The following is a 21,957-nucleotide window of genomic DNA, read 5'->3' as shown; positions in this document are numbered from 1 at the left end:
GCGGTCGATTTCAGCACCGAGCGCGATTACACCACGGTGACGCTGCGCACGCTGAGCCAGCATCGCAATCGCGCGTTTGAGCTGCTGAAACTGGCACTGACCGCGCCGCGTTTTGACGACGAACCGGTGCAACGCATCAAGGCCCAGGCCCGCGTCGCCTATGAACGCAGCCGCGCCAGTCCCAATGCACTGGCGGGCGAGCGTTTCGCCCAGCTGGCCTATGGCGACCATCCCTATGGCCGCCGTGCATCGGCCAGCGCTGACAGCCTGGAACGCATCGATCGTGCGGCGATGGCCGGCTTCACCCGCGATCTGCTCGCCCGCAGCAATCTGGTGATCGGCGCCGTCGGCGATATCGCGCCCGACGATCTCGCCCGCCTGGTCGATGCCAGCTTCGGTGCCCTGCCGGCGCAGGCCAAAGTGGTGCTGCCGGCGCAGGTGACGCCGAAGACGGCCGCGCAGCCTGTGGTGATTCCCTTCCCCAATCCGCAGAGCATCGTGATCTTCGGCGCACCCGGCATCGCCCGCGAAGATCCCGACTGGTATGCCGCCACCGTGCTGAACCAGGTGCTGGGCGGCGGCGGTATGGCTTCGCGCCTGTTTGAAGAGGTGCGCGAAAAGCGCGGCCTGGTCTATTCAGTCGGCACCCAGCTCAGCCCCTACAAGGCGGCCTCCCTGCTGTCCGGTTCGCTTGCCACATCCAATGCCCAGGTTGGCGATGCACTGCGGCTGGTGCGTGCTGAATTGCTGCGGGTGGCCAGGGATGGCATCACCGATACGGAACTGGCCTCGGCGAAATCTTTCATGACCGGCTCCTTCCCGTTGCGGCTCAGCTCTAATGCCGCCATCGCCGGCATGCTGGTGGCGATCCAGAATGCCGGCCTGCCGCCGGATTACATCGAGGCCTATCCCGGCCTGATCAACGGCGTGACCCAGGCCGATATCCGCCGGGTGGCGCAGCGCCTGTTCGCGCGCGACGACTATCTTGTGGTCGTGGTCGGCCAGCCTGCTGGGCTCGGTGGCTGAACGGATGGCCATTCGCCGCCTCCCCGAAACGCTGGTCAACCGCATCGCCGCCGGCGAGGTGGTCGAACGGCCGGCTTCTGCAGTGAAGGAACTGGTGGAGAATGCCATCGATGCCGGCGCGCGCCGCATCGATATCGCGACTGCTGCCGGTGGCCGCACGCTGATCAGCGTCGCCGATGACGGCAAGGGCATGGCGCGTGACGACCTCGCCATCGCGGTCGAACGCCATGCGACCTCGAAACTGCCTGGCGACGATCTTTTGGATATCCGCTGGCTCGGCTTCCGCGGCGAGGCATTGCCCTCGATCGGCGCCGTGGCACGGCTCGGCATTGTGACTCGACAGCCCGACAGCGAGGCCGCCTGGCAGCTTGAGGTCGATGCCGGTAAGGTCGGCACCGTGAAGCCGGCGGCGGCCGGCAAGGGCACCCGCATCGAGGTGCGCGACCTGTTCTATGCCGTGCCGGCACGGCTGAAATTCCTCAAGACCGACCGCGCCGAAGACCTCGCCGTGCAGGAAATCGTCAAGCGGCTGGCGATGGCGCATGCCGGTATCGCCTTCACATTGCAGCAGGATGGCCGCACCAGCTTCCGCGCCGATGCGGTGCCCGACAATCTGCTGGACGATCCCGCCAATACCCAAAGGCTGGGCCGGCTGGAACAGATTCTCGGCCGCGACTTCGCCGACAATGCCGTGCCGATCAGGGCCGAGCGCGAGGGCATCCATCTCACCGGCTATGCTGGTCTGCCGACCTATAATCGCGGCAATGCCCAGCATCAGTATCTTTTCGTCAACGGCCGCCCGGTGCGGGACAAGCTGTTTGTCGGCGCGGTGAAGGGTGCCTATGCCGATTTCCTCAGCCATGATCGCCATCCTGTGGTGGCGCTGTTTCTCGAGGTGCCGGCCGAGCAGGTCGATGTCAACGTGCATCCGGCCAAGGCAGAGGTGCGCTTCCGTGATCCCGGCCTGGTGCGTGGCCTGATCGTCGGCGCGCTGCGCCATACGCTGGCCGAAGCCGGCCATCGCGCCAGCACCACGGTGGCGCAGGCCGCCCTTGGCGCGCTGCGCCCGCAGAATGCCCCCACCATGCCGCTGCCCTTCCAGTCCACCTTCGGCGGCGGCAACAATTCGCGCTGGCGCGGCTACGACAATCTGCGGCCCAGTTCGCTGCCCGGCCTGGCCGAAGCCGCCGCGCTCTACAACGCGCCTCAAGGCGATTTCTCGCGCGATGCCACCGGCGAGATTGTCGCCACGGCCGAGGGGCTGGCGCCCGGCGCACGCAACGAGGATGCCGGCGCTGCACCGGTGCCGCTGCAGAGCTATCCGCTGGGGGCCGCGCGCGGCCAGCTGCATGAAACCTACATCGTCGCGCAGACCGCCGACGGCATCGTCATTGTCGACCAGCATGCCGCCCATGAGCGCCTGGTCTATGAACGCATGAAGGTCAACCTGGAAGCGGGTCGCGTGCCGCGCCAGGCGCTGCTGCTGCCCGAGGTGGTGGAACTCACTGAACCCGAAGCCGCGCGGCTCACTGCCCGCGCCGATGAACTGGCCGAACTCGGCCTGGTGCTGGAAGGGTTCGGCGCCGGCGCCGTGGTGGTGCGCGAGGTGCCGGCCCTGCTCGGCGATGTCGCCGTGCAGAATCTGGTGCGCGATCTGGTCGATGCGATTGCCGAATACGACAATGTGCTGCCGCTGAAGGAAAAGCTGGAAGAGGTCTGCGGCACCATGGCCTGCCACGGCAGCGTGCGCGCCGGCCGCCGGCTGACCTTGGACGAGATGAATGCACTGCTGCGCCAGATGGAGGCCACGCCGCATTCCGGCCAATGCAACCACGGCCGCCCCACCTATGTGGAACTCAAGCTCGCCGATATCGAAAAGCTGTTCGGGCGGCGCTGAGCACTCTGAGTATCGCCGCATGCGGAGCAACTGCAGCTAAGCTTCGGTTGTGCCATCAATTTTGTTGCCAGCACCGATGAGAACGCTAGGGTGTTGGCGAGCCGATACAATCTGTTCTGCTCGGGGGGGAAACATGGACGCTTACGTCCACGCCAGTCCGGAAGTGCAGATTCTGGCTAAGAAGATCGACTTGCCGGCACGGTTCCTCCGTTTTGGCATCACCGATCTGACGCGGCAGAATCTCAAGGCAGTCCAGCCGATCCTGCATGCCCATCTCAACGGCTTGTCCACGCGGTTTTACGAATTCCTGCGTCGGTTTCCAGAAGCTGAGCGGGTATTCCAGAGCCATGATCGCGATACCCTGCGTGAATATTTGCACCGGCACTGGATGCGCGTATTGCAGGGTGCATATGACGAAGACTACGTCATCGCTGCGCTAACAATCGGATATGTCCATTACAAGGTTCAGGTGCCACCGCATCTCTACATGGCAGGTTATAACTATTTCCTGTCCAGTTTCCTGCAGGTGATTGCCACGGATTATCGCGGCAGTGATTTCGCAGCCGCCACCGCGTCTGTTTCGAAGGTGATCCTGTTCGACATGTCGATCACGCTCACGGCCTTCATGGTCAGCGCGCTGCAGGGCGATCCGCGCGACTAGGCACCTCGTTAACCCGGCCGTGAAATATAGTGCCGTTGAGCATCTTGCAAAATGTCATCAATGATCCGTGGCGCGCCGACCGGCGGCGTGGCACATAACCGACATATCGATCCTCTCGCCAGGGGCATATGCATGACCATCATCAAAACCGTCGAAGACCTGGAAGCGCTCTATGGCCAGCCAGGCGAAGCCTCCACGGCCAAGGAGATCGCCTATATCTCGCCTGAATACCGCGCCTATATCGAAGCCTCGCCCTTCGTAGCGCTGGCCACGGCCGGGCCCGAGGGGCTCGATTGCTCGCCGCGCGGCGACCGTGCCGGTTTCGTGCGCATCCATGATCAGTGCACGTTGATGATGCCGGACCGCCGCGGTAACAACCGCGTCGACTCACTTCGCAACATCGTGCGCGATCCGCGTGTCGGTCTGCTGTTCGTGATCCCCGGTTCGGGCAATACCCTGCGCATCAATGGCCGCGCCCATCTCGACACCGACCCGGCGTTGCTCGACAGTTTCAGAATGGAAGGCAAGGCGCCGCGCTCGGTGATCGTGATCGCGGTGGACGCGGTGTATTTCCAATGTGCCCGCGCCATCGTGCGCGCCGATCTGTGGAACCCGGCGCTACATGTCGATCCGAAAACCCTGCCCACGGCCGGCCAGATTCTGGCGGCCCTGAGCAACAACCGGGTCGGCGGCGAGACCTATGACCGCGAATGGCCGGAGCGTGCCAAAGCATCGATGTGGTAGCGGGCCGCGCTATCCGGTCGGATGAGTGAGATCCGCCCCACCCCCTCGGAGGGCGGATCTCCCGGCAACCGGTTAAGGTCGCTGCAGCAGTTTTGGCAGCGCCCCCGGCTGCAGGTTGGCCAGCGGCAGGGAGTCTGCGGCCAGAACCTGCGAGACGCGGCCGGCGTCCAGCGACGCGGTCTCGGCGGCCAGGTCGAAATCGATCAGGGTTTTAAAGCGGGCATGCGCGCTATCGTCATGCTTGCGATGCTCGGCCAGCACGACGACGGATGTGGTTGTAGGGACGGATGTGTTTGATTGGTCAGTCTTTTTGCTGTCGCCCATGGTTGGTTCCCTCTTCATAGCCCCGTGCCAACCCCATTCTGAGGCCCATCGAGGCAGACTCTTTCTGAGACAGCGTCAGCTTAGCCCTGACCGGCGACGCGATATTGTCCCGCTGCCTCGGAAGTGTTGCTCCGGTGTTTCAATATCCCCACCAGGGCTTCAGTCCCAGGGGGTAGAACCCTGTGGATGGCCGGGCCTTGCAGTCGCTTCGGCGTTGCAATGCTCCGGTCCGGCGTGGAACTATGGCTTGCCGCGGGCAGGCGGCGACTCAGGGTGAAAGACGGCACAGAATGGCCCCCCAGACCCCCCAGGCATCGATTCCAAGGGCATCCCTGGTGCCCGGCATGGTACCGGATGAAGTGCTGGCCCCGTTATGGCGTGAATCCATCACGCCCTATTTCGATGCCCAGCCGATCGGTGAAGCGGGCACGCCGGCGATCCATCAATATCATCTCGGCCGGGCGCTGTTCGCCGATACCACGTTTTCCGCCCAGCATTTTCGCCGCGATCCGGGCTGGATGGCGCGTAACGACGATGCCGATCACCTGATGCTGCAGCTCTATGTGCGCGGCACAAACTGCGGCATCAACGGCAACAAGACGTTTCTGGAAAAGCCGGGCAACATCTATGCAGTGAACCTGGCCTTCGATACGGACGCAAAATCCACCGAAGCCGAGGTGCAGACGCTGATCCTGCCCCGCGACCTGCTGATGGAGGACCTGGCGCATCTGGTCGATGCCTCTGGCGCGCTGTTTCCTGATGAGTCGGCATCGGCGCTGATCTTCAGCGATCACATGCTGTCGCTACGTCGTCACCTGCGCGTGGCCCAGGCAGTCGAAATCCCGATGATCATGCAGGCCACGATCGGCCTGCTCGATTCCCTGTCCACCCATGGCGATGTTGAATCGACCGCGGCACGATCCGCCACCCTGCGCACCCTGTGCCGCTATATCGATGATAACCTGCGCGATCCGACGCTGGGTGTGGATGGTTTGTGCCGGCAGTTCCGTTGCTCGCGTGCCACGCTGTACCGGCTGTTTTCGCCGCTGGGTGGCGTGCGCGAGCATATACAGCGTCGTCGTTTGATCGCCTGTTTCAAGGCCATCGTCAGCCAGGGCCAGCGGCGCATCTACGACATCGCGCTCGATTTCGGCTTCGTCTCGCCCAGCCATTTCAGCACGCTGTTCCGGGCCCATTTCGGTATCACGCCGCGTGAGGCCCGCGATGCCGGGCTGCAACGCGCGGGAATGTCCACGCGGATCGAACTGGTGACGGCCGGGCATTCGCCGGCGGAGGATATCGAACTGATGTGGCACTGGGGCAAGACGCTTGCGCGCGGCGGGATGGAGTGATGCGGCGCTCTTGCCGGTTGAAAATCGCTGACTATATGGCCTGCAGGACGCGCCATCGCGCCGTGTGTTTCACAGGCGGTATTTCATCGGAATAAGCGGAAGTAAGCACGGATAAGCCGTTTTAAGCGTCGAATAAGCAGAAATAAGAGTCGAATAAGCCAGGATATGAGTTTTCATCACGCGCATTGCGTGTGCCGGCCAGCCCCGCGGCCGGTCAGTTCCGCAGCAGGAAGGTCAGCCTGGCCGGCCCCTGCTGGCGCTCCTCCAGCAGCGCGAAACCCGGCGGGATCGCGAATGATCCCTTGGCGTCGGTCTCCACCATCACCAGCGCATCGGGCTTCAGCCAGCCGGCCTGGGTCAGGGCGGTCAGCACCTGGGTGCCGATGCCCGAGCGGTATGGCGGGTCCATCAGCACCAGGTCGGCAGGGGCGATGGCAGGGCCGGGGTTCAGCGCATCGGCGCCGCGCAGCGTGATGCGGCCGGCCATGTCCAGCTCGCTGGCATTGCGCAGGATGGTGCGCCGCGCCGTCGGATCGATCTCGAACAGGTAGGCATGATGGGCGCCGCGCGACAGCGCCTCGAAACTCAGTGCGCCAGAACCGCCGAAGGGATCGAGCACCACGCCGCCTTCCAGCCGCGTCTTGCCGGCATCGGTCATCAGGCTGGGCGAATGCAGCAGCATGTTGAACAGCGACTCCCGCACCCGGTCGATGGTCGGGCGCGTGGTCTTGTCCGGCGGCGCGATGATCGGCCGGCCGCGATGCGTGCCGCCTACAATGCGCAAGGGGCGATCCTCATGACTGCTTCGGCGCGGCCTTCGGCTTGGCGCTGCCCAGCTGTTCCTGCAGCACCTTGCCAGGCACTTCCTTCACCTTGCCGGGCTCGATGGTTCCCAGCTGGAACGGGCCATAGGCGACGCGGATCAGGCGGCTCACCTGGTGCCCGAGATGCTCCATCACGCGGCGCACCTCGCGGTTCTTGCCCTCGCGCAGGCCGACGACCAGCCAGCTATTGTCGCCCTGGCTGCGTTCCACGCTGGCGGTGATCGGGCCGTAGGCCACATCTTCGATGGTGATGCCCTTGGCCAGCTCGGCCAGATGCTGCTTGTGCGGCAGGCCGTTGACGCGCACGCGGTAACGCCGCAGCCAGCCGGTGCTCGGCAGCTCCAGCCGGCGTGCCAGTTCGCCGTCGTTGGTCAGCAGCAGCAGGCCTTCGGAGTTGAAATCGAGCCGGCCGACCGAGATCACCCGCGGCAGTTCGGCCGGCAGGTTGTCGAACACGGTGGGGCGGCCCTGTGGGTCCTTGTGCGTGGTCATCAGGCCGCGCGGCTTGTGATAGAGCCACAGCCGCGTCTTGGCCGCGCCGGCAATCGGCTTGCCGTCGACCCGGATATCGTCGCCCGCATTGACCAGGAAAGCGGGGGTATCCAGTTTGTGGCCGTTGACCACGACGCGGCCCTCGGCAATCCAGCGTTCGGCATCGCGGCGTGAACACAGGCCGGCGCGCGCCAGCCGCTTGGCGATGCGCTCGCCCTTTTCAGTTTCCGCGTCACTCATGGCTTGCACGCGGCGATGAAGGCGGTGAACAGCCTGCGGTCGCCTTCGCTGATGAAGAATTCCGGATGCCACTGCACGCCGATGCAGAATTTATAGGCCGGATGCTCGATGCCCTCGATTACGCCATCGGGCGCAATGGCATCGCAGACGGCGCCCGGCGCCACGGCATCCACGGCCTGGTGATGCGCCGAATTGACCGGCAGTTCGTCGGCGCCGACGATGCGGCGCAGCAGCGTATTGGCGCTCACCTTCACCGGATGGCCGGCCTGGTCGCGCGGATTGGGCTGTTCATGCGGCAGCGGGTCTTTCACGCTGTCGGGGATATGCTGGATCAGGGTGCCGCCCAGTACCACGTTCAGCAGCTGCTGCCCGCCGCAGATGCCCAGCACCGGCTTGTTGCGGTCCAGCATACCACGCGTGATCGCCCATTCGAACTGGGTGCGGGCCGCCTTCACCTTCACGGTGTCATGGGTTTCGGTGGCGCCGAACAGCGCCGGGTCGACATCGAAATTGCCACCGGTAACGATCAGGCCATCCAGCAGGTCGAGATAGGCCGGCACCGCATCGGGCTCATGCGGCAGCACCACGGGCAGGCCGCCGGTGGCGGTCACCGCCGAGCAGTAATTCTGCCGCAGCGCATACCAGGGGAATTTCGAATAGCCGCCGGGCTCCTCGGAATCGAGGGTGATGCCGATCAGGGGCGGGCGGGCGGGAGACTGCTGGTTCATGGCCATCTTATAGGCCGGGGCAGCCGGCTTGACGAGGGGGAGGGGCTTCCCGCACCCTGCCGCGGAATGGTTACCATCCCGAAAACACCTATGGATATCGCACTGGACGAGGCCCGGCAGGCGGGCGGGCGTGGTGAAGTGCCGGTGGGCGCCGTGATCGTCGATGGCGCCGGCAGCATCGTGGCCCGTGCCGGCAATGAAACGCGCCAGCGCAACGATCCCACCGCCCATGCCGAAATCCTGGCAATCCGGCAGGCCGCCGCCGCCCTGGGGGCCGAGCGGTTAAGCGGTTGTGACCTCTACGTCACCCTGGAGCCCTGTGCCATGTGTGCAGGGGCGATCAGTTTCGCCCGGCTGCGCCGGCTGTATTACGGCGCCGAAGACCCCAAGGGCGGTGGTGTTGCCCATGGCGGCCGGTTCTTCGCGCAGCCCACCTGCCATCACCGGCCTGAGGTGTATGGCGGCATCGGTGAAGCTGCCGCCGCCGAACTGCTGCGCGGGTTTTTCGCCGCCAAACGGTAATCCCGGTCCAATTCCCGGTATTGGTCCAGTCCCTAGCCGAAGCCGTCGCCCGGGCCTAAACTCCGTGCCGTATCCGCTATCGGTTAACTTGAAAATAAGGGATGGAAACAATGGACTTCACATTCTCGGATCGCGTGAAAGAGCTGCAGGACAAACTCGGCCGCTTCATGGATGATCATGTCTATCCGAACGAGCATCGCTTTCATGCCGAAGTCGCCAAGGGCGACCGCTGGCAGCCCACTGCCGTCGTGGAAGAGCTGAAGGAAAAGGCCAAGGTGCAGGGACTGTGGAACCTGTTCCTGCCGGAAAGCCATCGCGGTGCCGGCCTGAAGAATCACGAATACGCCACGCTCTGCGAGATCATGGGCCGTGTGCACTGGGCGCCGGAAGTGTTCAACTGCTCGGCGCCGGATACCGGCAATATGGAAGTGCTGGAGCGCTATGGCACGGATGAGCACAAGAAGCAGTGGCTGGAGCCGCTGCTGGCCGGCCAGATCCGTTCGGCCTTTGCCATGACCGAACCGGCCGTGGCCTCGTCGGATGCCACCAACATCGAGTCCGAAATCCGCAAGGATGGCGACTCCTACATCATCAACGGTCGCAAGTGGTGGACCTCCGGCATCGGCGATCCGCGCTGCAAGATCCTGATCTTCATGGGCAAGTCGGATGCCAAGAATCCGAACAAGTACCAGCAGCAGTCGATGATCCTGGTGCCGCGCGATGCAGCGGGTGTTAAGGTGGAGCGCATGCTGCCGGTGTTTGGTTATGACGATGCGCCGCATGGCCATGGCGAAGTGACCTTCAACAATGTGCGGGTGCCGGCGTCCAACATGCTGCTGGGCGAGGGCCGCGGTTTCGAGATTGCCCAAGGGCGGCTCGGTCCGGGCCGTATCCATCACTGCATGCGGCTGATCGGCCAGGCCGAGCGCGCGCTGGAGAAAATGTGCAAGCGCGCCAAGAGCCGCGTCGCCTTCGGCAAGCCGGTGGCGGAGCAGACGGTAACGCTGGAGCGCATCGCCGATGCCCGCATCATGATCGACCAGGCCCGCTTCCTGACCCTGCATGCGGCCTGGAAGATGGACACCGTAGGCAACAAGGCGGCCCGCAAGGAAATCGCCATGATCAAGGTGGCGGCGCCGGTTATGGCCTGCCAGGTGATCGACTGGGCCATGCAGGTGCATGGCGCGGCCGGCGTGTCGGAGGATTTCGGTCTGGCCGCGGCCTATGCTCAGGCGCGCACGCTGCGCTTTGCCGATGGTCCGGATGAAGTGCATCGCAACCAGATCGGCCGGCTGGAGCTGGACCGCTGGAACTGAGCCAATGAGCTTGAGTTTGTAAACCGACAAGAAAAGAGAAGCCTCCCCATGACTGTTGAATCGTATTTTTCCGCCACCTATGCCGAGGCGCGGGACAAGTTTCGCAGCGTTGCCACTGAAGCAGGCGCGAAGCTCACCACCTATGAAAATCCCAATGCCAAGGGGCCGAACGGCGAGGTCCTGACCACCGATGTGGCCTGTCTGGGCCCTGATGATGCCGAGCGCGTCTACCTGACGATCTCAGGCACCCATGGCGCCGAGGGTTTCTGCGGCTCCGGCGCACAGATCGGCCATTTCAAGGACAAGCTGTTTGCCGCCATGCCGCCCAAAAGCAAGGCGGTAATGATCCATGCGATCAACCCCTACGGTTTTGCGCATGTGAGGCGCGTGACCGAAGACAACGTCGATCTCAACCGTAATTTCCAGGATTTCTCCAAGCCACTGCCAAAGAACACGGCCTATGCAGAAGTGCATGACCTGCTGCTGCCGTCTCACTGGGAAGGGCAGGGCCGCGCTGCGGCCGACCAGGCGATCCTGGAGTATCAGCAGAAGCACGGCGCCTTCGCCTTCCAGGCGGCGATGTCAGGCGGACAATATTCGCATCCCGATGGCCTGTTCTTCGGCGGGCAGAAGCCGACCTGGTCGAACACCACCTTCCGCCGCATCCTCAAGGAACTGGTGCCGGCCAGCACCCGCAAATTGGTCAGCATCGATTTCCACACCGGCCTTGGGCCCATGGGTTATGGCGAGCCGATTTATGTCGGCCCGGAAGATCAGGGTTTCTATGCCCGTGCCAAGGCCATGTTCGGCCCGGAAGTCACCAATCCGAATGACGGCAGCTCCACCTCGGCACGGGTTACCGGCACGGTGCCGGAGGCTTTCCTCGATCTGCCCAAGTCGATGGAGGTGACGTCGATTGCCTTGGAATACGGCACCCAGACCTGGCAGCAGGTGACCGAAGCCCTGCGCGGCGATCACTGGCTGTATGCCCGTGGCGACGCCAACGCGCCGCTCGCCAAGGAGCTGAAGCGGAAAATCCGCGATGCCTTCTACACTGACACGCCGGCCTGGAAAGCGGCGATCTTCGGCCGCGCCGCCGATTTTGCCTTGCGCGCGTTCCGCGGCCTCGAATAAGCAGACTGCATGCACGAAAAATGGCGGTCGGATCGCTCCGGCCGCCATTCTTTTTTCCAGTGACAGTTTGCTAGTGACGTCAGTGGGAACTCGGCTGGAGGAACTCAGTGGTGCAGTTCGGCCAGGCGGGTTTCGCGGCTGACCTGGCTGCGCGGAACCGAGGTTTCGCCCAGCATCTTGGCTTCCAGTTCCTGGCGGGCGCGCGCCAGACGGCTGCGGATGGTGCCCACCGGGCAGCCGCAGACCTTGGCGGCTTCCTCGTAGGACAGTCCGTTACCGACCACCAGTGTCAGGGTTTCGCGCTGGGCCTTGTTGAGCGTACCGATGGCTTGCAGCAACTCGCCCAGCACCATCTTGTCTTCCTGCGGCGCCTTCACCGCCATCAGGTTCTCGATCGCGCTCGCATCGCCAAAGGTGGTTGCCTCGCGACGGCGACGGCGGGCCTGGTCGATATGCTGGTGGCGCATGATGGTGAAGGCCCAGGCCTTGAAGTTGGTGCCCGGCTGGAACTGCTCGGACTTGGAAAGTACACGCAGCACGGTTTCCTGGGTCAGGTCTTCGGCCCAGTTCCGATCCCGCGTCAGCATGATCGAAAAGGCTTTGAGGGAGGGAAGCGACTCCAGCAGCAGGCCGTGAATTGCGTCGGTCATGGGGAACATCCTCTTTATAAGTTCGACGGAAATGACTGGATGAGTAGTCTTCGTCTGTGAGTGAGAGGATGGCCGCGCAGCCGCGCTGCGGCCAGCAACAATGCCGAGGCATGCTGTGACAAAACCGCGATGGGAAATCGCAGTTTTCCGTATTTTATTTAGGGAAATTCAGTGCTTAGGCTTGGTGCCCGGCGATGTCACAGCCGCGCTTGTGCTGCCGAGATGACGCTGAAGCTGCGGTAATGCACGGTCAAGCCAGGCATTGAACTGGCGCGATTGCTCGCTTTTTGCCAGATCAGACCTGACAGCCTGCAACTGGCTTTCTGCAGGTCCCTGATTCTCCGCAGGCGCTCCATTCTCTGCAGACATAGAGGTGCACTCTGCCGTTGCCCCTGAGTCGGAGGGGTGATTTTCCAGCGAATTCTTGTCCTGCTTCGACATCCCACCTCTGTAGCGGCTTCTTAGCCCGCTACACCCTGAACTGCGCCGTTGCACAGGCGTCTGCCCATGCAGCCCGCCCCATCCCGCCTGACCGGTATTGTTCACCGGCATTTCAATCCATGCAATTCCGACCGGCATTTCAATCCATGCAATTCCGAATGACTGAAAGATTACAAGGTTCCCGCCGCATCACACGGTCGCAGGCCTGCCACAATCATATCTGTGTGAAGGGCCTGAAATGCGGCAAAAACCGCGATCCGGTGGTAGAGTCATTTGTCACAGGAACCCTTTGATTCTCCAACTGTTATCCTCTGCATGAACAGGGCGGGTGTGATCCCAGCCGGTTCTCAAGTCCATGTCATAATCAACACGGAGGATACCCCCTATGACAGATCGTCTGATCTCGGCCGACAAGGTCGAAGGCACCACTGTTTACAACCCGAGCGGCGATAAGCTCGGCTCGATCAATACCGTGATGATCGACAAGATGTCGGGCAAGGTTGCCTATGCCGACATGTCCTTTGGCGGTTTCCTTGGCATCGGCGACAGCCATCATCCGCTGCCCTGGAGCATGCTGAAATACGACGACAACAAGGGTGGTTATGTCGTCAATCTCGACAAGAAGGTGCTCGAAGGCGCGCCGACTTATGACGCCAAGGATCGCGTGAACTGGGAAGATGAAGCCTGGGGCCGCAAGGTGCACGATTATTATGGCGTGCCCCCCTTCTGGATGTAATCCCATCCGTCTTGCTTGAGAAAGAAGGCGCTCCCAATGCGGGGGCGCCTTTTTTTGTGTTGAGTTCAGTCTTCGTCGCTGCCCACCAGGTTCCAGGCCTGGTTGGCCACCGAGCGGACCAGGGCGCTGTAGACTTTCAGGGCCTGTGCGGCTGCCGGCGTTGTGGCATTGCCGCGCTTGACGATGCCTTGCGCCATCACGGCAACACGGAACAGCGCAAAAGCCAGATAGAAATTCCAGTGCGGGATTGTCTCGCGCGCGCTGTAGCGGCAATAGGCATTCAGATAGTCGGGTTCGCCAGGAATGCCGCTTTCGATGAAATCGATACCCTGCAGGCTACCCATGCCGGGAATGGTGACGCGCCAGGGCATGCAGTTGATCGCCAGATCGGCGAGTGGATGGCCGATTAACGCCAGATCCCAGTCATGCACGGCAACGACGCGTGGCTCGCTGGCATGGAACACCAGGCTTTCAAGGCGGAAATTGCCATGCATCAAGCTGGTGACATCATCGGTCGGCACATGCGCCGGCAGCCAGGCGAGCAGCCGGTCCATGGCCGGAATCGCATCCGTGGCATTGGCACGGTATTGCTCGATCAGGGCGGTGACCTGGCGGTTGAGGTAATCCAGCCCGCTGCCATTGGTCGGCAGGCCGGTTTCAGCCGGCAGCAGGTTGTGCAGACGGGCCAGAGTCTCTGCCATGGCCTCGTAATGCGCGTGGCGCTGCTTGGCATCCATGCCGGGCAGGTTGGGGTCGCGGAAATGTCGCCCGGGCACATAGTCGAGCAGGTAGAAAGGGGCGCCGATCACGCTGTCATCGGTGCAGGCGAGCTGCGGCTGGCCGATGGGCAGGCCGGCATCATGCAGAGCGCGCAGCAGGCTGAAATCGCGCTCGATCGATTCTGCCATGCTGCAGCCCTTCTTGGGCTGGCTGCGCTTGCGCAAGACGAAATTGCGGCCGGGACTGTGCAGCATGAAAGCCGGGCTGGCGGCAGGGCCCTTGAACTGCTGCACCGTCAGCGGTGGTTTGAAATCCGGCAAATGCCTGGCGAGATACGCCGCCAGCCTGGCCTCGTCGAACCGGTGGTGCGGTTGTACGGGGGTCAGGTCGGCGGCTGCCATCGGCTATTTGCCCCCTGTGATGCGCTCCACCAGCGCCCAGGCCTGTTCGGCGATCGGTTTCGCCCGTTTGCCGGACTCGATCGCATGCTGGCTGGCGGCGGTGCCGTCTTTCACCCGTCCCATGATCCCCTGCAGGATGCCGGCGATGCGGAACATGTTATAGGCCATGTAGAAGTCGAGATGCGGAATCCCGTCGCGGCCGGTGCGCTTGCAATAGGCAGCCATGTAGTCCTGCTCGGTCGGAATCCCCAGGGCGGCAAAGTCGATCCCGGCAATGCCGCGGAAGGTCTCCGGCGCCAGTCGCCATGACATCAGGTGATAGCTGAAATCACCGAGCGGATGGCCCAGCGTGGACAGCTCCCAATCCAGCACCGCGATCACGCGCGGTTCGGTGGGATGGAAGATCATGTTGTCCATGCGGTAATCGCCATGGACGATACTGGTTTCCTCGCCCGGCGGGATATGCGCCGGCAGCCATTCGATCAGCTTGTCCATCGCCGGAATCGATTCCGTCTCGGATGCCTTGTACTGCTTGCTCCAGCGGCTGATCTGGCGGGCGAAATAATCGCCCGGCTTGCCATAATCGCCCAGGCCGATGGCGGTGTAATCCACCTTATGCAAAGCGGCTATCGTGCGGTTCATGGCATCGAAGATGCCGGCGCGTTCCTCGCGGTTCATGCCGGGCAGGCGCTGGTCCCAGAAGATGCGGCCCTCGACGCAGTCCATCACATAGAAGGCCGTGCCGATCACACTGTCGTCTTCGCACAGGCCGTAGGTCTTGGCGACCGGCACTTCGGTCTGGCCCAGCGCGGTGATCACCCGGTATTCGCGGTCGACGGCATGGGCCGATGGCAGCAGCTTGCCCGGCGGTTTGCGCCGCAGCACGTATTTGCGATCGGGAGTGACCAGCATGAAGGTTGGGTTCGACTGGCCGCCCTTGAACTGCTGGACGGTCAGCGGGCCGCGGTAATCTGCAACATTCTGCTTGAGCCAGTGTTCCAGCGCGGCTTCATCGAATTTATGGCGCTCCTGCACCGGCATGGTGCCAACGAAGCGGTCCTGGTCGCTCATGCTATCGTTTCCTCGTCTCATTGGGACGCGGCAACTGAGCGTCCGGGGCTACGATAGCCATGCGGCAGCACCCGGCGCAACCGCCGATCCGCGATCCAGCCTTTCGTCCTATGGCCGCGGGGCCGATGCCCTTGTTATTGTTGGTCTGCGATCAGTTTTCTGTTCGCGGGCCCGGGACTCACGCGCAATGGCCCGCCAGCCCCATTATTGCTGTTCGCGGGCGATAGCCCGCCAGCCAATGTCGCGACGGCAGAAGCCCTCGGGCCAGCGGATCTTGTCCACAGCCGCATAGGCACGGGCCTGTGCCGCGCCGATGGTCTTGCCCAGACCGCAGACGCCCAGCACGCGGCCGCCATTGGCCAGGATCGCGCCATCAGGGCCTGCCTGGGTGCCGGCATGGAACACAATCGTATCAGGCTCGGCCGCAGCGGCATCAAGGCCTTCGATCCGCGTGCCCTTGCGCGGTTCGCCGGGATAGCCCTCGCCAGCCATCACGACGCAGAGTGCTGCCTCGTCCTTCCAGCGCAGGTCGAAATCCTTCAGCACGCCATCGCGCGCTGCCATCAGCGCCGGCAGCAGGTCGGATTTCAGACGCAGCATCAGCACCTGACACTCCGGATCCCCGAAGCGGACATTGTACTCGTAGAGTTTGGGGCCGGACTTGGTCAGCATAATGCCGGCGAACAGGACACCCTTAAACGGCATGCCTTCAGTAACCATGGCATCCACGGTGGGCTGGATGATGGTATCGACGATCGCACGCTCCAGCGCTGGGCTGAGTGCCGGCACCGGCGAATAAGTGCCCATGCCGCCAGTGTTCGGCCCGATATCGCCATCGCCCACGCGCTTGTGATCCTGCGCGGCGGCCAGCGGCAGGATGTGCTTGCCGTCGACCAGAGCGAAATAACTGACCTCCTCGCCTTCGAGAAATTCCTCAATCACCACTTCGGCGCCTGCTTCGGTGAACAGTGCGGCATTGGCGGCCAATGCTTCATCCAGTGTCATCGCCACGGTGACGCCCTTGCCGGCGGCCAGGCCGTCGGCCTTCACCACGATGGGGGCGCCCTGCTGGCGGATATAAGCGTCGGAGCTGGCCTTGTCTTTAAAGCGGCCATAGGCGCCGGTTGGGATGCCGTATTTGGTGGCGAGGTCTTTCACAAAACCCTTGGAACCTTCCAACTGCGCGGCCACCTTGGTCGGGCCGAAGCAGGCAAAGCCGGCCGCTTCCAGATGGTCAACCAGGCCAGCCACCAGCGGTACTTCCGGGCCAACCACGACAAAATCGATATGCTCGTCACGGCACAGCTTGAGTATGCCGTCAAAGTCGAGCGGATCGACCGGCGCCAGTTTGGCCACCTGGGCGATGCCGACATTGCCCGGTGCACAGACCAGCTTGTTGACCAGCGGCGAGGCGCTCAGCGCCCAGCACAGGGCATGCTCGCGCCCGCCCGATCCGATGACGAGAAGATTCATGTCTGCTGACCCGTTTCAGGATTGGCGACTGGAGGAATGGCGGCAATGTTTGTATCATGGGCCCAGCAGACGCAAGGCTTCCCGAATGAGCGATTTCGAGCCCTCCGCAGGCCCCCAAGGCGCCCCCCCGGCCGCCCCGGGAAACGTGCCGGAATATACGGTTACCGAGCTTTCCCTGCGCCTGAAACGCAGCATCGAGGAGAGCTTCGGCTGGGTGCGGGTGCGGGGCGAGATTTCCGGCTTCAAGCGGGCCGCCTCGGGCCATCTGTATTTCTCCCTGAAGGACGCCGATTCGGTGCTGGATGGCGTGTGCTGGAAGGGCAGTGCCGCCCGCCTGGGCGTGAAGCCCGAGGACGGCATGGAGGTGATCTGCTCGGGCAAGCTGACCAGCTATCCCGGCCGCTCCAAGTATCAGATGGTGGTCGAGCGCATGGAGCTGGCGGGCCTTGGCGCCCTGATGGCCCTGCTGGAACAGCGCAAGCAGAAACTGGCCGCCGAAGGCCTGTTCGCACCTGAGCGCAAGCGTCCGCTGCCCTATCTGCCGCGCGTGATCGGCGTGGTGACCTCGCCCACGGGTGCGGTGATCCGCGACATCCTGCATCGTCTGGCCGACCGTTTCCCCACCCATGTGCTGGTCTGGCCGGTGCTGGTGCAGGGCGAGGGTGCGGCCGAGCAGGTGGCCAAGGCGATCCGTGGCTTCAATGCGCTTCCCGAGGATGGCGCGGTGCCGCGGCCCGATCTGCTGATCGTGGCGCGTGGCGGCGGCAGCCTGGAAGATCTGATGGCCTTCAATGAGGAGGTGGTGGTGCGCGCCGCCGCCGCGTCCGATATTCCGCTGATCTCTGCGGTGGGCCATGAAACCGATACCACGCTGATCGATTTCGCCTCCGACCGCCGCGCGCCGACGCCGACGGCGGCAGCCGAAATGGCCGTGCCGGTGCGGCTCGATCTGGTCACCGATGTGGCCGGCCTGGACGAGCGCCTGCGTCGCGGCATGACGCGTCTGGCGCAGGAAAAGCGCCGCCATCTCGACAGCCTGGGGCGTGGTCTGCGCGGTCCGCGTGAGCAGCTCGACATGGCACGCCAGCGGTTTGACGATCTGTCCGATCGCCTGCGGCATGCCCTGCGGGTTGGCGTATCGGCACAGCGCGCCCGTATGGAAACCGCCATGGCCAAGCTGCGGCCGGCCTTGCTGAAACGCGAGGTGGCCGACTATGGCCGCCGCCTGAAGGATGCCGATGCGCGGCTGCTGCGGGCGATCCGCCAGCGCCAGGCCGATGCGATGCAGCGCCTGACCCAACCGGCCAAGCTGCTGGAGAGCCTGTCCTATCGCAATGTACTGGCCCGCGGTTTCGCCGTGGTCTATGGCGCCGATGGTCGTGCGCTGAATTCTGCCGCGGCCATGGCGCCGGGCGCGATGGTTGCCATCGAGATGCAGGATGGCCGTCGCGATGCGCAGATTGTCGGCGGCACAACACCGTCGCCAAAGCGGCCCGCCCCGGCGGCGGCTAAACCGGTCAAGCAGGAAAGTCTGTTCTGATGCAAAGCCCGCCGCTGCCGCGCGAGATCGAGGCCCGGGTGCATTACCGGCATGGCACTTTTGACATCGTTTTTCCCGGCTCCTATGTCACCTGCTCGGTGACCGGCGTGCGCATCCCGCTTGAGCGGCTGCGTTACTGGAGCGTGGACCGCCAGGAGGCCTATGCCGATGCAGTGGTGGCGACGCGCGGTATGGTCAGCGATCCGGTGAAGCGCGCATGATGCGCTGGCTGGCTGTTTTACTGATGCTGTTGAGCGGCGCGGCGCTCGCGCAGTCCAATCAGCCGCCAGCCGGCGTGAACTGGCAGGGTGATTTCAGCCAGGGCGGCCTGGTGATCGGCATGGCGCAGCCGGGCATCACGCTGAAACTGGGCGAGCGCCCTGTGCCGGTGGCCAAAGATGGCCGTTTCGTCTTCGGCTTCGGCCGCGACGAGCCGGCAACCGTGACATTGGCGGTCAGTCACAGCGGTGGCCAGAGCGAGGCGCGCGTGCTGCAGATCGCGCCGCAGAAATATGACATCCAGCGCATCGATGGCCTGCCGCCGGCGCAGGTGACGCCGCCGCCTGCCGTGCTGGAGCGTATCAAGCGCGAGAATGCGCAGATCGCCGCCGCGCGCCAGCGCAACACGCCGCGCCAGGATTTCCTGCAGACCTGGATCTGGCCGGCAAAAGGCCCGGTCTCGGGTGTCTATGGCAGCCAGCGGATCCTGAATGGCGAGCCGCGCACGCCGCATTTTGGCCTCGATATCGCAGCCCCTACTGGCAGCCCGGTGGTGGCGCCGGTGGATGGCGAGGTGACGCTGGCCGAGAAGGATATCTATTTCACCGGCGGCACCATCATCATCGACCATGGTATGGGCATCAATTCGGCCTACTCGCATCTGCACAGCGTGAGCGTGAAGGTGGGGCAGCGCGTGAAACAGGGCGAGCAGATCGGTACTGTGGGCGCCACCGGGCGCGCCACCGGCCCGCATCTGGACTGGCGGCTCAACTGGTTCGACGTGCGGCTCGACCCGCAGCGCCTGCTGCCCAAAGAATAAAGCTCAGTCTTTCGGCCAGCGCCTGTGGACCCAGAACCAGTGGTCGGGGCGGGCGCGGATCCAGCCTTCAATCGTCTGGTTGATGCGCAGCATGGCATTGTAGACATCGCGCTCGCGCTCGCCGGTATCTTCCAGCCGGATCGCTGCTTGGACGGTGACGCGGAAACGCGCGCCATTCAGGCGTTCGACATAGGCCGGCACCACCAGGCAGCCGGCGCGCAGCGCCAGTTCGGCGATGGCCGGTGCCGTCATGGCATCGCGACCGAAAAACGGCACGGCGATGCCGGTGCTGAGCTTCTGGTCGACCAGCATGGCCAGTGATTCATTCTGTTTCAGCGCCTTGATCAGTTCGCGCGCCGCCTGCATGCCCTTGGGCACCAGCCGGCCGCCCACGGCGCTGCGCAGGCCCTGCAGCAATTCTTCGGTCAGGGGATTGTTGGCTGCACGATAGACCTGCACCAGCGGCAGGCCATAGCGGGTTGCGACAAGGCCAAGCAGCTCCCAGTTTCCGTAATGGGCGGAGAAAAAGATTGTTGGCCGGCCGGCGGCCAGGATGGCATCCACATGTTCGGTGCCGATCACCTCGACACGGTCAGTGCGGGCTGCAATCTCGGCGCCGAGATCATCGAGATGGGCGTATTCTGCCATTACCCGGCCGAGATTGTCCCACATGCCGTTCAGCACGGCTTGCTGCTGTGCGGGTGTCAGGTCCGGCAGGGCACGGGCGAGATTGCGGGCCGCGTGCTTGTGTACGCCCAGCCGCGGACCCAGCCTGCGCGCGAGCCAGCCGCCAACAGCGGAGGCCTGATCCAGCGACAGGGCGCTGAACAGCGCCAGCGCCAGCCGGGCACCCCAGGCGGCAACATACTCATGTGGCTCGGCACGCGGGAACAGGATTTTACGCACGGGGATGAGCCTGCTTCTGCACCGGTGGCAGCTGTTTCTGCAGATAGGTATCGAAGGCCTGCGGCTCGGCAAAGGCCAGCGATACGCGCAGCACATCGACCATGGCATGGGCATTGGCCGGCAGCCGCACCTGGTCCTTCGCGGTGGTCACCGGAATGGCATTCAGGCTATGGGCAGTTTCAACAAGCCGCATCACGGTATCGGGGGTATAGGGCGCGTGGTCGGGGAAGGTGGCGGTCTGCACCACCGTCGCACCCAGCTGTTGCAGGGATGTGAAAAACTTCTCCGGGCGGCCAATGCCGGCAAAGGCCAGCACGCGGCGACCGCGCAGGCGTACCGCATCGGCAGCATTGGGTTCCAGGGTGGCATTGAACACCGGGCGACGGCCGAAATCGGGCAGTGTCACGCTGCGCGGGCCGATTACCACCAGGGCATTGCAGCGCGCCAGGCCATCCTCGACCGACTCGCGCAGTGGCCCCGCCGGCAGTTGCAGCCCGTTGCCGAAGCCATAGCCGCCATCGACCACCAGCAGGTTAAGTCGGCGTGCGAGGGCGTAGGTCTGGTGCGCATCGTCGGCAATGATGCAATCGGCGCCGGCAGCCACGGCGGCACGGGCAGCGGCCGGGCGGTTACTGCCGATCCAGGTGGGGGCGGCCAGTGCCAGCAGCAGGGCCTCGTCGCCCACATCGGCAGCATGATGGCGGTTCAGGTCTACCCGCACCGGGCTGCTCAGGCGACCGCCATAGCCGCGGCTGACGATGTGCGGATGGCGGCCAAGCGCGACCAGCCGCTGGGCAATGGCGATGGCTGTGGGCGTCTTGCCAGCGCCACCAGCCACCAGATTGCCGACCGATAGCACCGGTACCCCGATGTCCTGGGCGGCGGTCATGCGCTGGTTCAGGCGATTGCCAAGGCTGTAGACAGCTGCCAGGGGACGCAACAGGCCCGGCAGCCGGGACGCCGTGCCAGCCTGCCAGAAGCGCGGCGCGGCCCTAGGCATGGCTCCCAGAGGGTGCGGGCGAGGAGGCCGGCTGGTCGGCTGGCGGAATCGGGGTATGGCCGCACAGCCGGTCGGCCTGTTCGCACAGGGCATTCATGGCGATTTCGACGCGCAAGGCCGCCTGCTCCAAGCTTTCGGTAGTATCGGTAAACACATCGATCGGCTCGCCCCAGATGAAAACCCCCCGGTTGAACGGCCAGGGCAGGATGAAGCGGTCCCATGAGTTTATCACACGGCGGCGCACTACGGCATAGGTCGCCGGCACGATCGGCACCCGGCCCAGGCGGGCGGCAGCCACAATGCCGGGGCCGGCCCGCATGCGCGGTCCGCGTGGACCATCCGGGGTGAAGGTGACGTATTCGCCTTGTCGCAGGGCTTCAAGAATGCTGCGCAGGGCGGCACGGCCGCCCTTGTCCTTCTTGCCGGCCTTGGCGGATGACCCCCGGATGGTACCGATACCGAAGGGGTCCATGGTACGGGCGATCATTTCGCCATCGCGATGCTGCGAGATCAGAACATGCATGGGTTTCTTGACGGTCCATGCCGGCGGCATCAGCAGCAGGCGCCCGTGCCAGAAGGCAGCGATGAAGGGTTGCTCGGCATTCCAGAATTGCCTGGGATGTTCGAGTCCGAGCGTCTGCCAGCGCGAGGTGGCATGGACCAACCGGATATAGAGGGCAATGGTATTTGACACGACCCGCACGAAGGGCGCGCTCCGCA

General features: G+C 64.0%; 24 protein-coding genes. 12 read left to right on the top strand and 12 right to left on the bottom strand.

The annotated features are described in order from the left end of the window. From AAG821_RS05725 to AAG821_RS05710, 4 genes are all read left to right on the top strand, one after another. The coding region (locus tag AAG821_RS05725; protein WP_341916229.1) for a pitrilysin family protein at nucleotides 1-1,026 on the top strand (1,026 nt) is incomplete at its 5' end. A gap of 4 nt (nucleotides 1,027-1,030) precedes the next feature. Next, nucleotides 1,031-2,923, top strand: a complete 1,893-nt coding sequence (gene mutL, locus AAG821_RS05720; RefSeq protein ID WP_341911627.1) for a DNA mismatch repair endonuclease MutL — start codon at nucleotides 1,031-1,033, stop codon at nucleotides 2,921-2,923. A gap of 133 nt (nucleotides 2,924-3,056) precedes the next feature. Further along, nucleotides 3,057-3,584 (top strand): protoglobin domain-containing protein, encoded by a 528-nt coding sequence (locus AAG821_RS05715; protein WP_341911625.1) that lies wholly within the window; start codon nucleotides 3,057-3,059, stop codon nucleotides 3,582-3,584. A 132-nt stretch (nucleotides 3,585-3,716) separates the two neighbouring features. Beyond that, a complete protein-coding gene (locus tag AAG821_RS05710) occupies nucleotides 3,717-4,328 on the top strand; it encodes a pyridoxamine 5'-phosphate oxidase family protein (protein ID WP_341911623.1) in 612 nt (203 codons plus the stop codon). Nucleotides 4,329-4,400: 72 nt separating this feature from the next. On the opposite strand, the gene AAG821_RS05705 is transcribed toward AAG821_RS05710, so the two are convergent. Beyond that, complete coding sequence (locus AAG821_RS05705) at nucleotides 4,401-4,652, bottom strand: hypothetical protein (protein WP_341911622.1); 252 nt, start codon at nucleotides 4,650-4,652, stop codon at nucleotides 4,401-4,403. Between the two features lie 344 nt (nucleotides 4,653-4,996). On the opposite strand from AAG821_RS05705, the gene AAG821_RS05700 reads away from it, so the two are divergent. After that, entirely contained in the window at nucleotides 4,997-6,004 is a 1,008-nt protein-coding gene (locus AAG821_RS05700; protein ID WP_341911621.1) for an AraC family transcriptional regulator, read from the top strand. A gap of 214 nt (nucleotides 6,005-6,218) precedes the next feature. On the opposite strand, the gene rsmD is transcribed toward AAG821_RS05700, so the two are convergent. From rsmD to AAG821_RS05685, 3 genes are read right to left on the bottom strand one after another with little or no spacing between them, the layout of a single operon-like run. Next, nucleotides 6,219-6,788: a 16S rRNA (guanine(966)-N(2))-methyltransferase RsmD gene (rsmD, locus tag AAG821_RS05695; protein ID WP_341911619.1), complete on the bottom strand. Its 570-nt coding sequence runs from the start codon at nucleotides 6,786-6,788 to the stop codon at nucleotides 6,219-6,221. A gap of 10 nt (nucleotides 6,789-6,798) precedes the next feature. Next, nucleotides 6,799-7,560: a pseudouridine synthase gene (locus AAG821_RS05690; RefSeq protein ID WP_341911617.1), complete on the bottom strand. Its 762-nt coding sequence runs from the start codon at nucleotides 7,558-7,560 to the stop codon at nucleotides 6,799-6,801. After that, entirely contained in the window at nucleotides 7,557-8,288 is a 732-nt protein-coding gene (locus AAG821_RS05685; RefSeq protein WP_341911615.1) for a gamma-glutamyl-gamma-aminobutyrate hydrolase family protein, read from the bottom strand. Before AAG821_RS05685 ends, AAG821_RS05690 begins: the two co-directional genes overlap by 4 nt. Nucleotides 8,289-8,378: 90 nt before the next feature. Here AAG821_RS05685 and AAG821_RS05680 point away from each other — a divergent pair, with 90 nt between their 5' ends. The 3 genes from AAG821_RS05680 to AAG821_RS05670 all read left to right on the top strand — a co-directional run bounded on the left by AAG821_RS05680 (nucleotide 8,379) and on the right by AAG821_RS05670 (nucleotide 11,260). Continuing rightward, entirely contained in the window at nucleotides 8,379-8,810 is a 432-nt protein-coding gene (locus AAG821_RS05680; protein WP_341911614.1) for a nucleoside deaminase, read from the top strand. 110 nt (nucleotides 8,811-8,920) lie between these two features. After that, the gene (locus AAG821_RS05675) at nucleotides 8,921-10,126 is read left to right on the top strand and encodes an acyl-CoA dehydrogenase family protein (RefSeq protein WP_341911612.1); all 1,206 of its coding nucleotides are present in this window, start codon (nucleotides 8,921-8,923) and stop codon (nucleotides 10,124-10,126) included. A 48-nt stretch (nucleotides 10,127-10,174) separates the two neighbouring features. Further along, the gene (locus AAG821_RS05670; RefSeq protein WP_341911610.1) at nucleotides 10,175-11,260 is read left to right on the top strand and encodes a M14 family metallopeptidase; all 1,086 of its coding nucleotides are present in this window, start codon (nucleotides 10,175-10,177) and stop codon (nucleotides 11,258-11,260) included. Nucleotides 11,261-11,364: 104 nt separating this feature from the next. Here the strand turns inward: AAG821_RS05670 and AAG821_RS05665 are convergent, their stop codons facing one another. Further along, a complete protein-coding gene (locus tag AAG821_RS05665; RefSeq protein WP_341911608.1) occupies nucleotides 11,365-11,910 on the bottom strand; it encodes a sigma-70 family RNA polymerase sigma factor in 546 nt (181 codons plus the stop codon). A gap of 168 nt (nucleotides 11,911-12,078) precedes the next feature. After that, nucleotides 12,079-12,351: a hypothetical protein gene (locus tag AAG821_RS05660; RefSeq protein ID WP_341911606.1), complete on the bottom strand. Its 273-nt coding sequence runs from the start codon at nucleotides 12,349-12,351 to the stop codon at nucleotides 12,079-12,081. Nucleotides 12,352-12,736: 385 nt separating this feature from the next. Here AAG821_RS05660 and AAG821_RS05655 point away from each other — a divergent pair, with 385 nt between their 5' ends. After that, on the top strand, nucleotides 12,737-13,087 hold the full coding sequence (locus tag AAG821_RS05655; protein ID WP_341911604.1) for a PRC-barrel domain-containing protein: 351 nt from the start codon (nucleotides 12,737-12,739) through the stop codon (nucleotides 13,085-13,087). A gap of 65 nt (nucleotides 13,088-13,152) precedes the next feature. On the opposite strand, the gene AAG821_RS05650 is transcribed toward AAG821_RS05655, so the two are convergent. From AAG821_RS05650 to purD, 3 genes are all read right to left on the bottom strand, one after another. Then, a complete protein-coding gene (locus AAG821_RS05650) occupies nucleotides 13,153-14,208 on the bottom strand; it encodes a phosphotransferase (protein WP_341911602.1) in 1,056 nt (351 codons plus the stop codon). A gap of 3 nt (nucleotides 14,209-14,211) precedes the next feature. Then, on the bottom strand, nucleotides 14,212-15,279 hold the full coding sequence (locus tag AAG821_RS05645; RefSeq protein WP_341911600.1) for a phosphotransferase: 1,068 nt from the start codon (nucleotides 15,277-15,279) through the stop codon (nucleotides 14,212-14,214). 204 nt (nucleotides 15,280-15,483) lie between these two features. Next, a complete protein-coding gene (gene purD, locus AAG821_RS05640) occupies nucleotides 15,484-16,752 on the bottom strand; it encodes a phosphoribosylamine--glycine ligase (protein ID WP_341911598.1) in 1,269 nt (422 codons plus the stop codon). 85 nt (nucleotides 16,753-16,837) lie between these two features. Here purD and xseA point away from each other — a divergent pair, with 85 nt between their 5' ends. Genes xseA through AAG821_RS05625 form a run of 3 tightly spaced genes read left to right on the top strand, consistent with a single transcriptional unit; the run spans nucleotide 16,838 to nucleotide 19,331 of the window. Beyond that, on the top strand, nucleotides 16,838-18,292 hold the full coding sequence (gene xseA, locus AAG821_RS05635; protein ID WP_341911596.1) for an exodeoxyribonuclease VII large subunit: 1,455 nt from the start codon (nucleotides 16,838-16,840) through the stop codon (nucleotides 18,290-18,292). After that, nucleotides 18,292-18,513, top strand: coding sequence for a DUF2093 domain-containing protein (locus tag AAG821_RS05630; RefSeq protein ID WP_341911594.1), 222 nt, complete (start codon nucleotides 18,292-18,294; stop codon nucleotides 18,511-18,513). Before xseA ends, AAG821_RS05630 begins: the two co-directional genes overlap by 1 nt. Beyond that, nucleotides 18,510-19,331 carry a M23 family metallopeptidase gene (locus tag AAG821_RS05625; RefSeq protein WP_341911593.1) on the top strand — a complete coding sequence of 274 codons (822 nt, stop codon included), beginning with the start codon at nucleotides 18,510-18,512 and terminating at the stop codon, nucleotides 19,329-19,331. Before AAG821_RS05630 ends, AAG821_RS05625 begins: the two co-directional genes overlap by 4 nt. Nucleotides 19,332-19,334: 3 nt before the next feature. Here the strand turns inward: AAG821_RS05625 and AAG821_RS05620 are convergent, their stop codons facing one another. The 3 genes from AAG821_RS05620 to AAG821_RS05610 are packed head-to-tail and all read right to left on the bottom strand — an operon-like array spanning nucleotide 19,335 to nucleotide 21,940. Continuing rightward, entirely contained in the window at nucleotides 19,335-20,237 is a 903-nt protein-coding gene (locus tag AAG821_RS05620) for a lauroyl acyltransferase (protein ID WP_341911592.1), read from the bottom strand. After that, a complete protein-coding gene (gene lpxK, locus AAG821_RS05615) occupies nucleotides 20,230-21,237 on the bottom strand; it encodes a tetraacyldisaccharide 4'-kinase (protein ID WP_341911590.1) in 1,008 nt (335 codons plus the stop codon). The genes AAG821_RS05620 and lpxK overlap by 8 nt, the downstream gene beginning before the upstream one ends. Next, a complete protein-coding gene (locus AAG821_RS05610) occupies nucleotides 21,230-21,940 on the bottom strand; it encodes a lysophospholipid acyltransferase family protein (RefSeq protein ID WP_341911588.1) in 711 nt (236 codons plus the stop codon). Before AAG821_RS05610 ends, lpxK begins: the two co-directional genes overlap by 8 nt. Nucleotides 21,941-21,957 lie beyond the last annotated feature (17 nt).

It is taken from the genome of Ferrovibrio terrae (assembly GCF_943372915.1).
Taxonomy (GTDB): domain Bacteria; phylum Pseudomonadota; class Alphaproteobacteria; order Ferrovibrionales; family Ferrovibrionaceae; genus Ferrovibrio; species Ferrovibrio terrae_A.
This window is presented reverse-complemented; position numbering and strand designations above follow the sequence as displayed.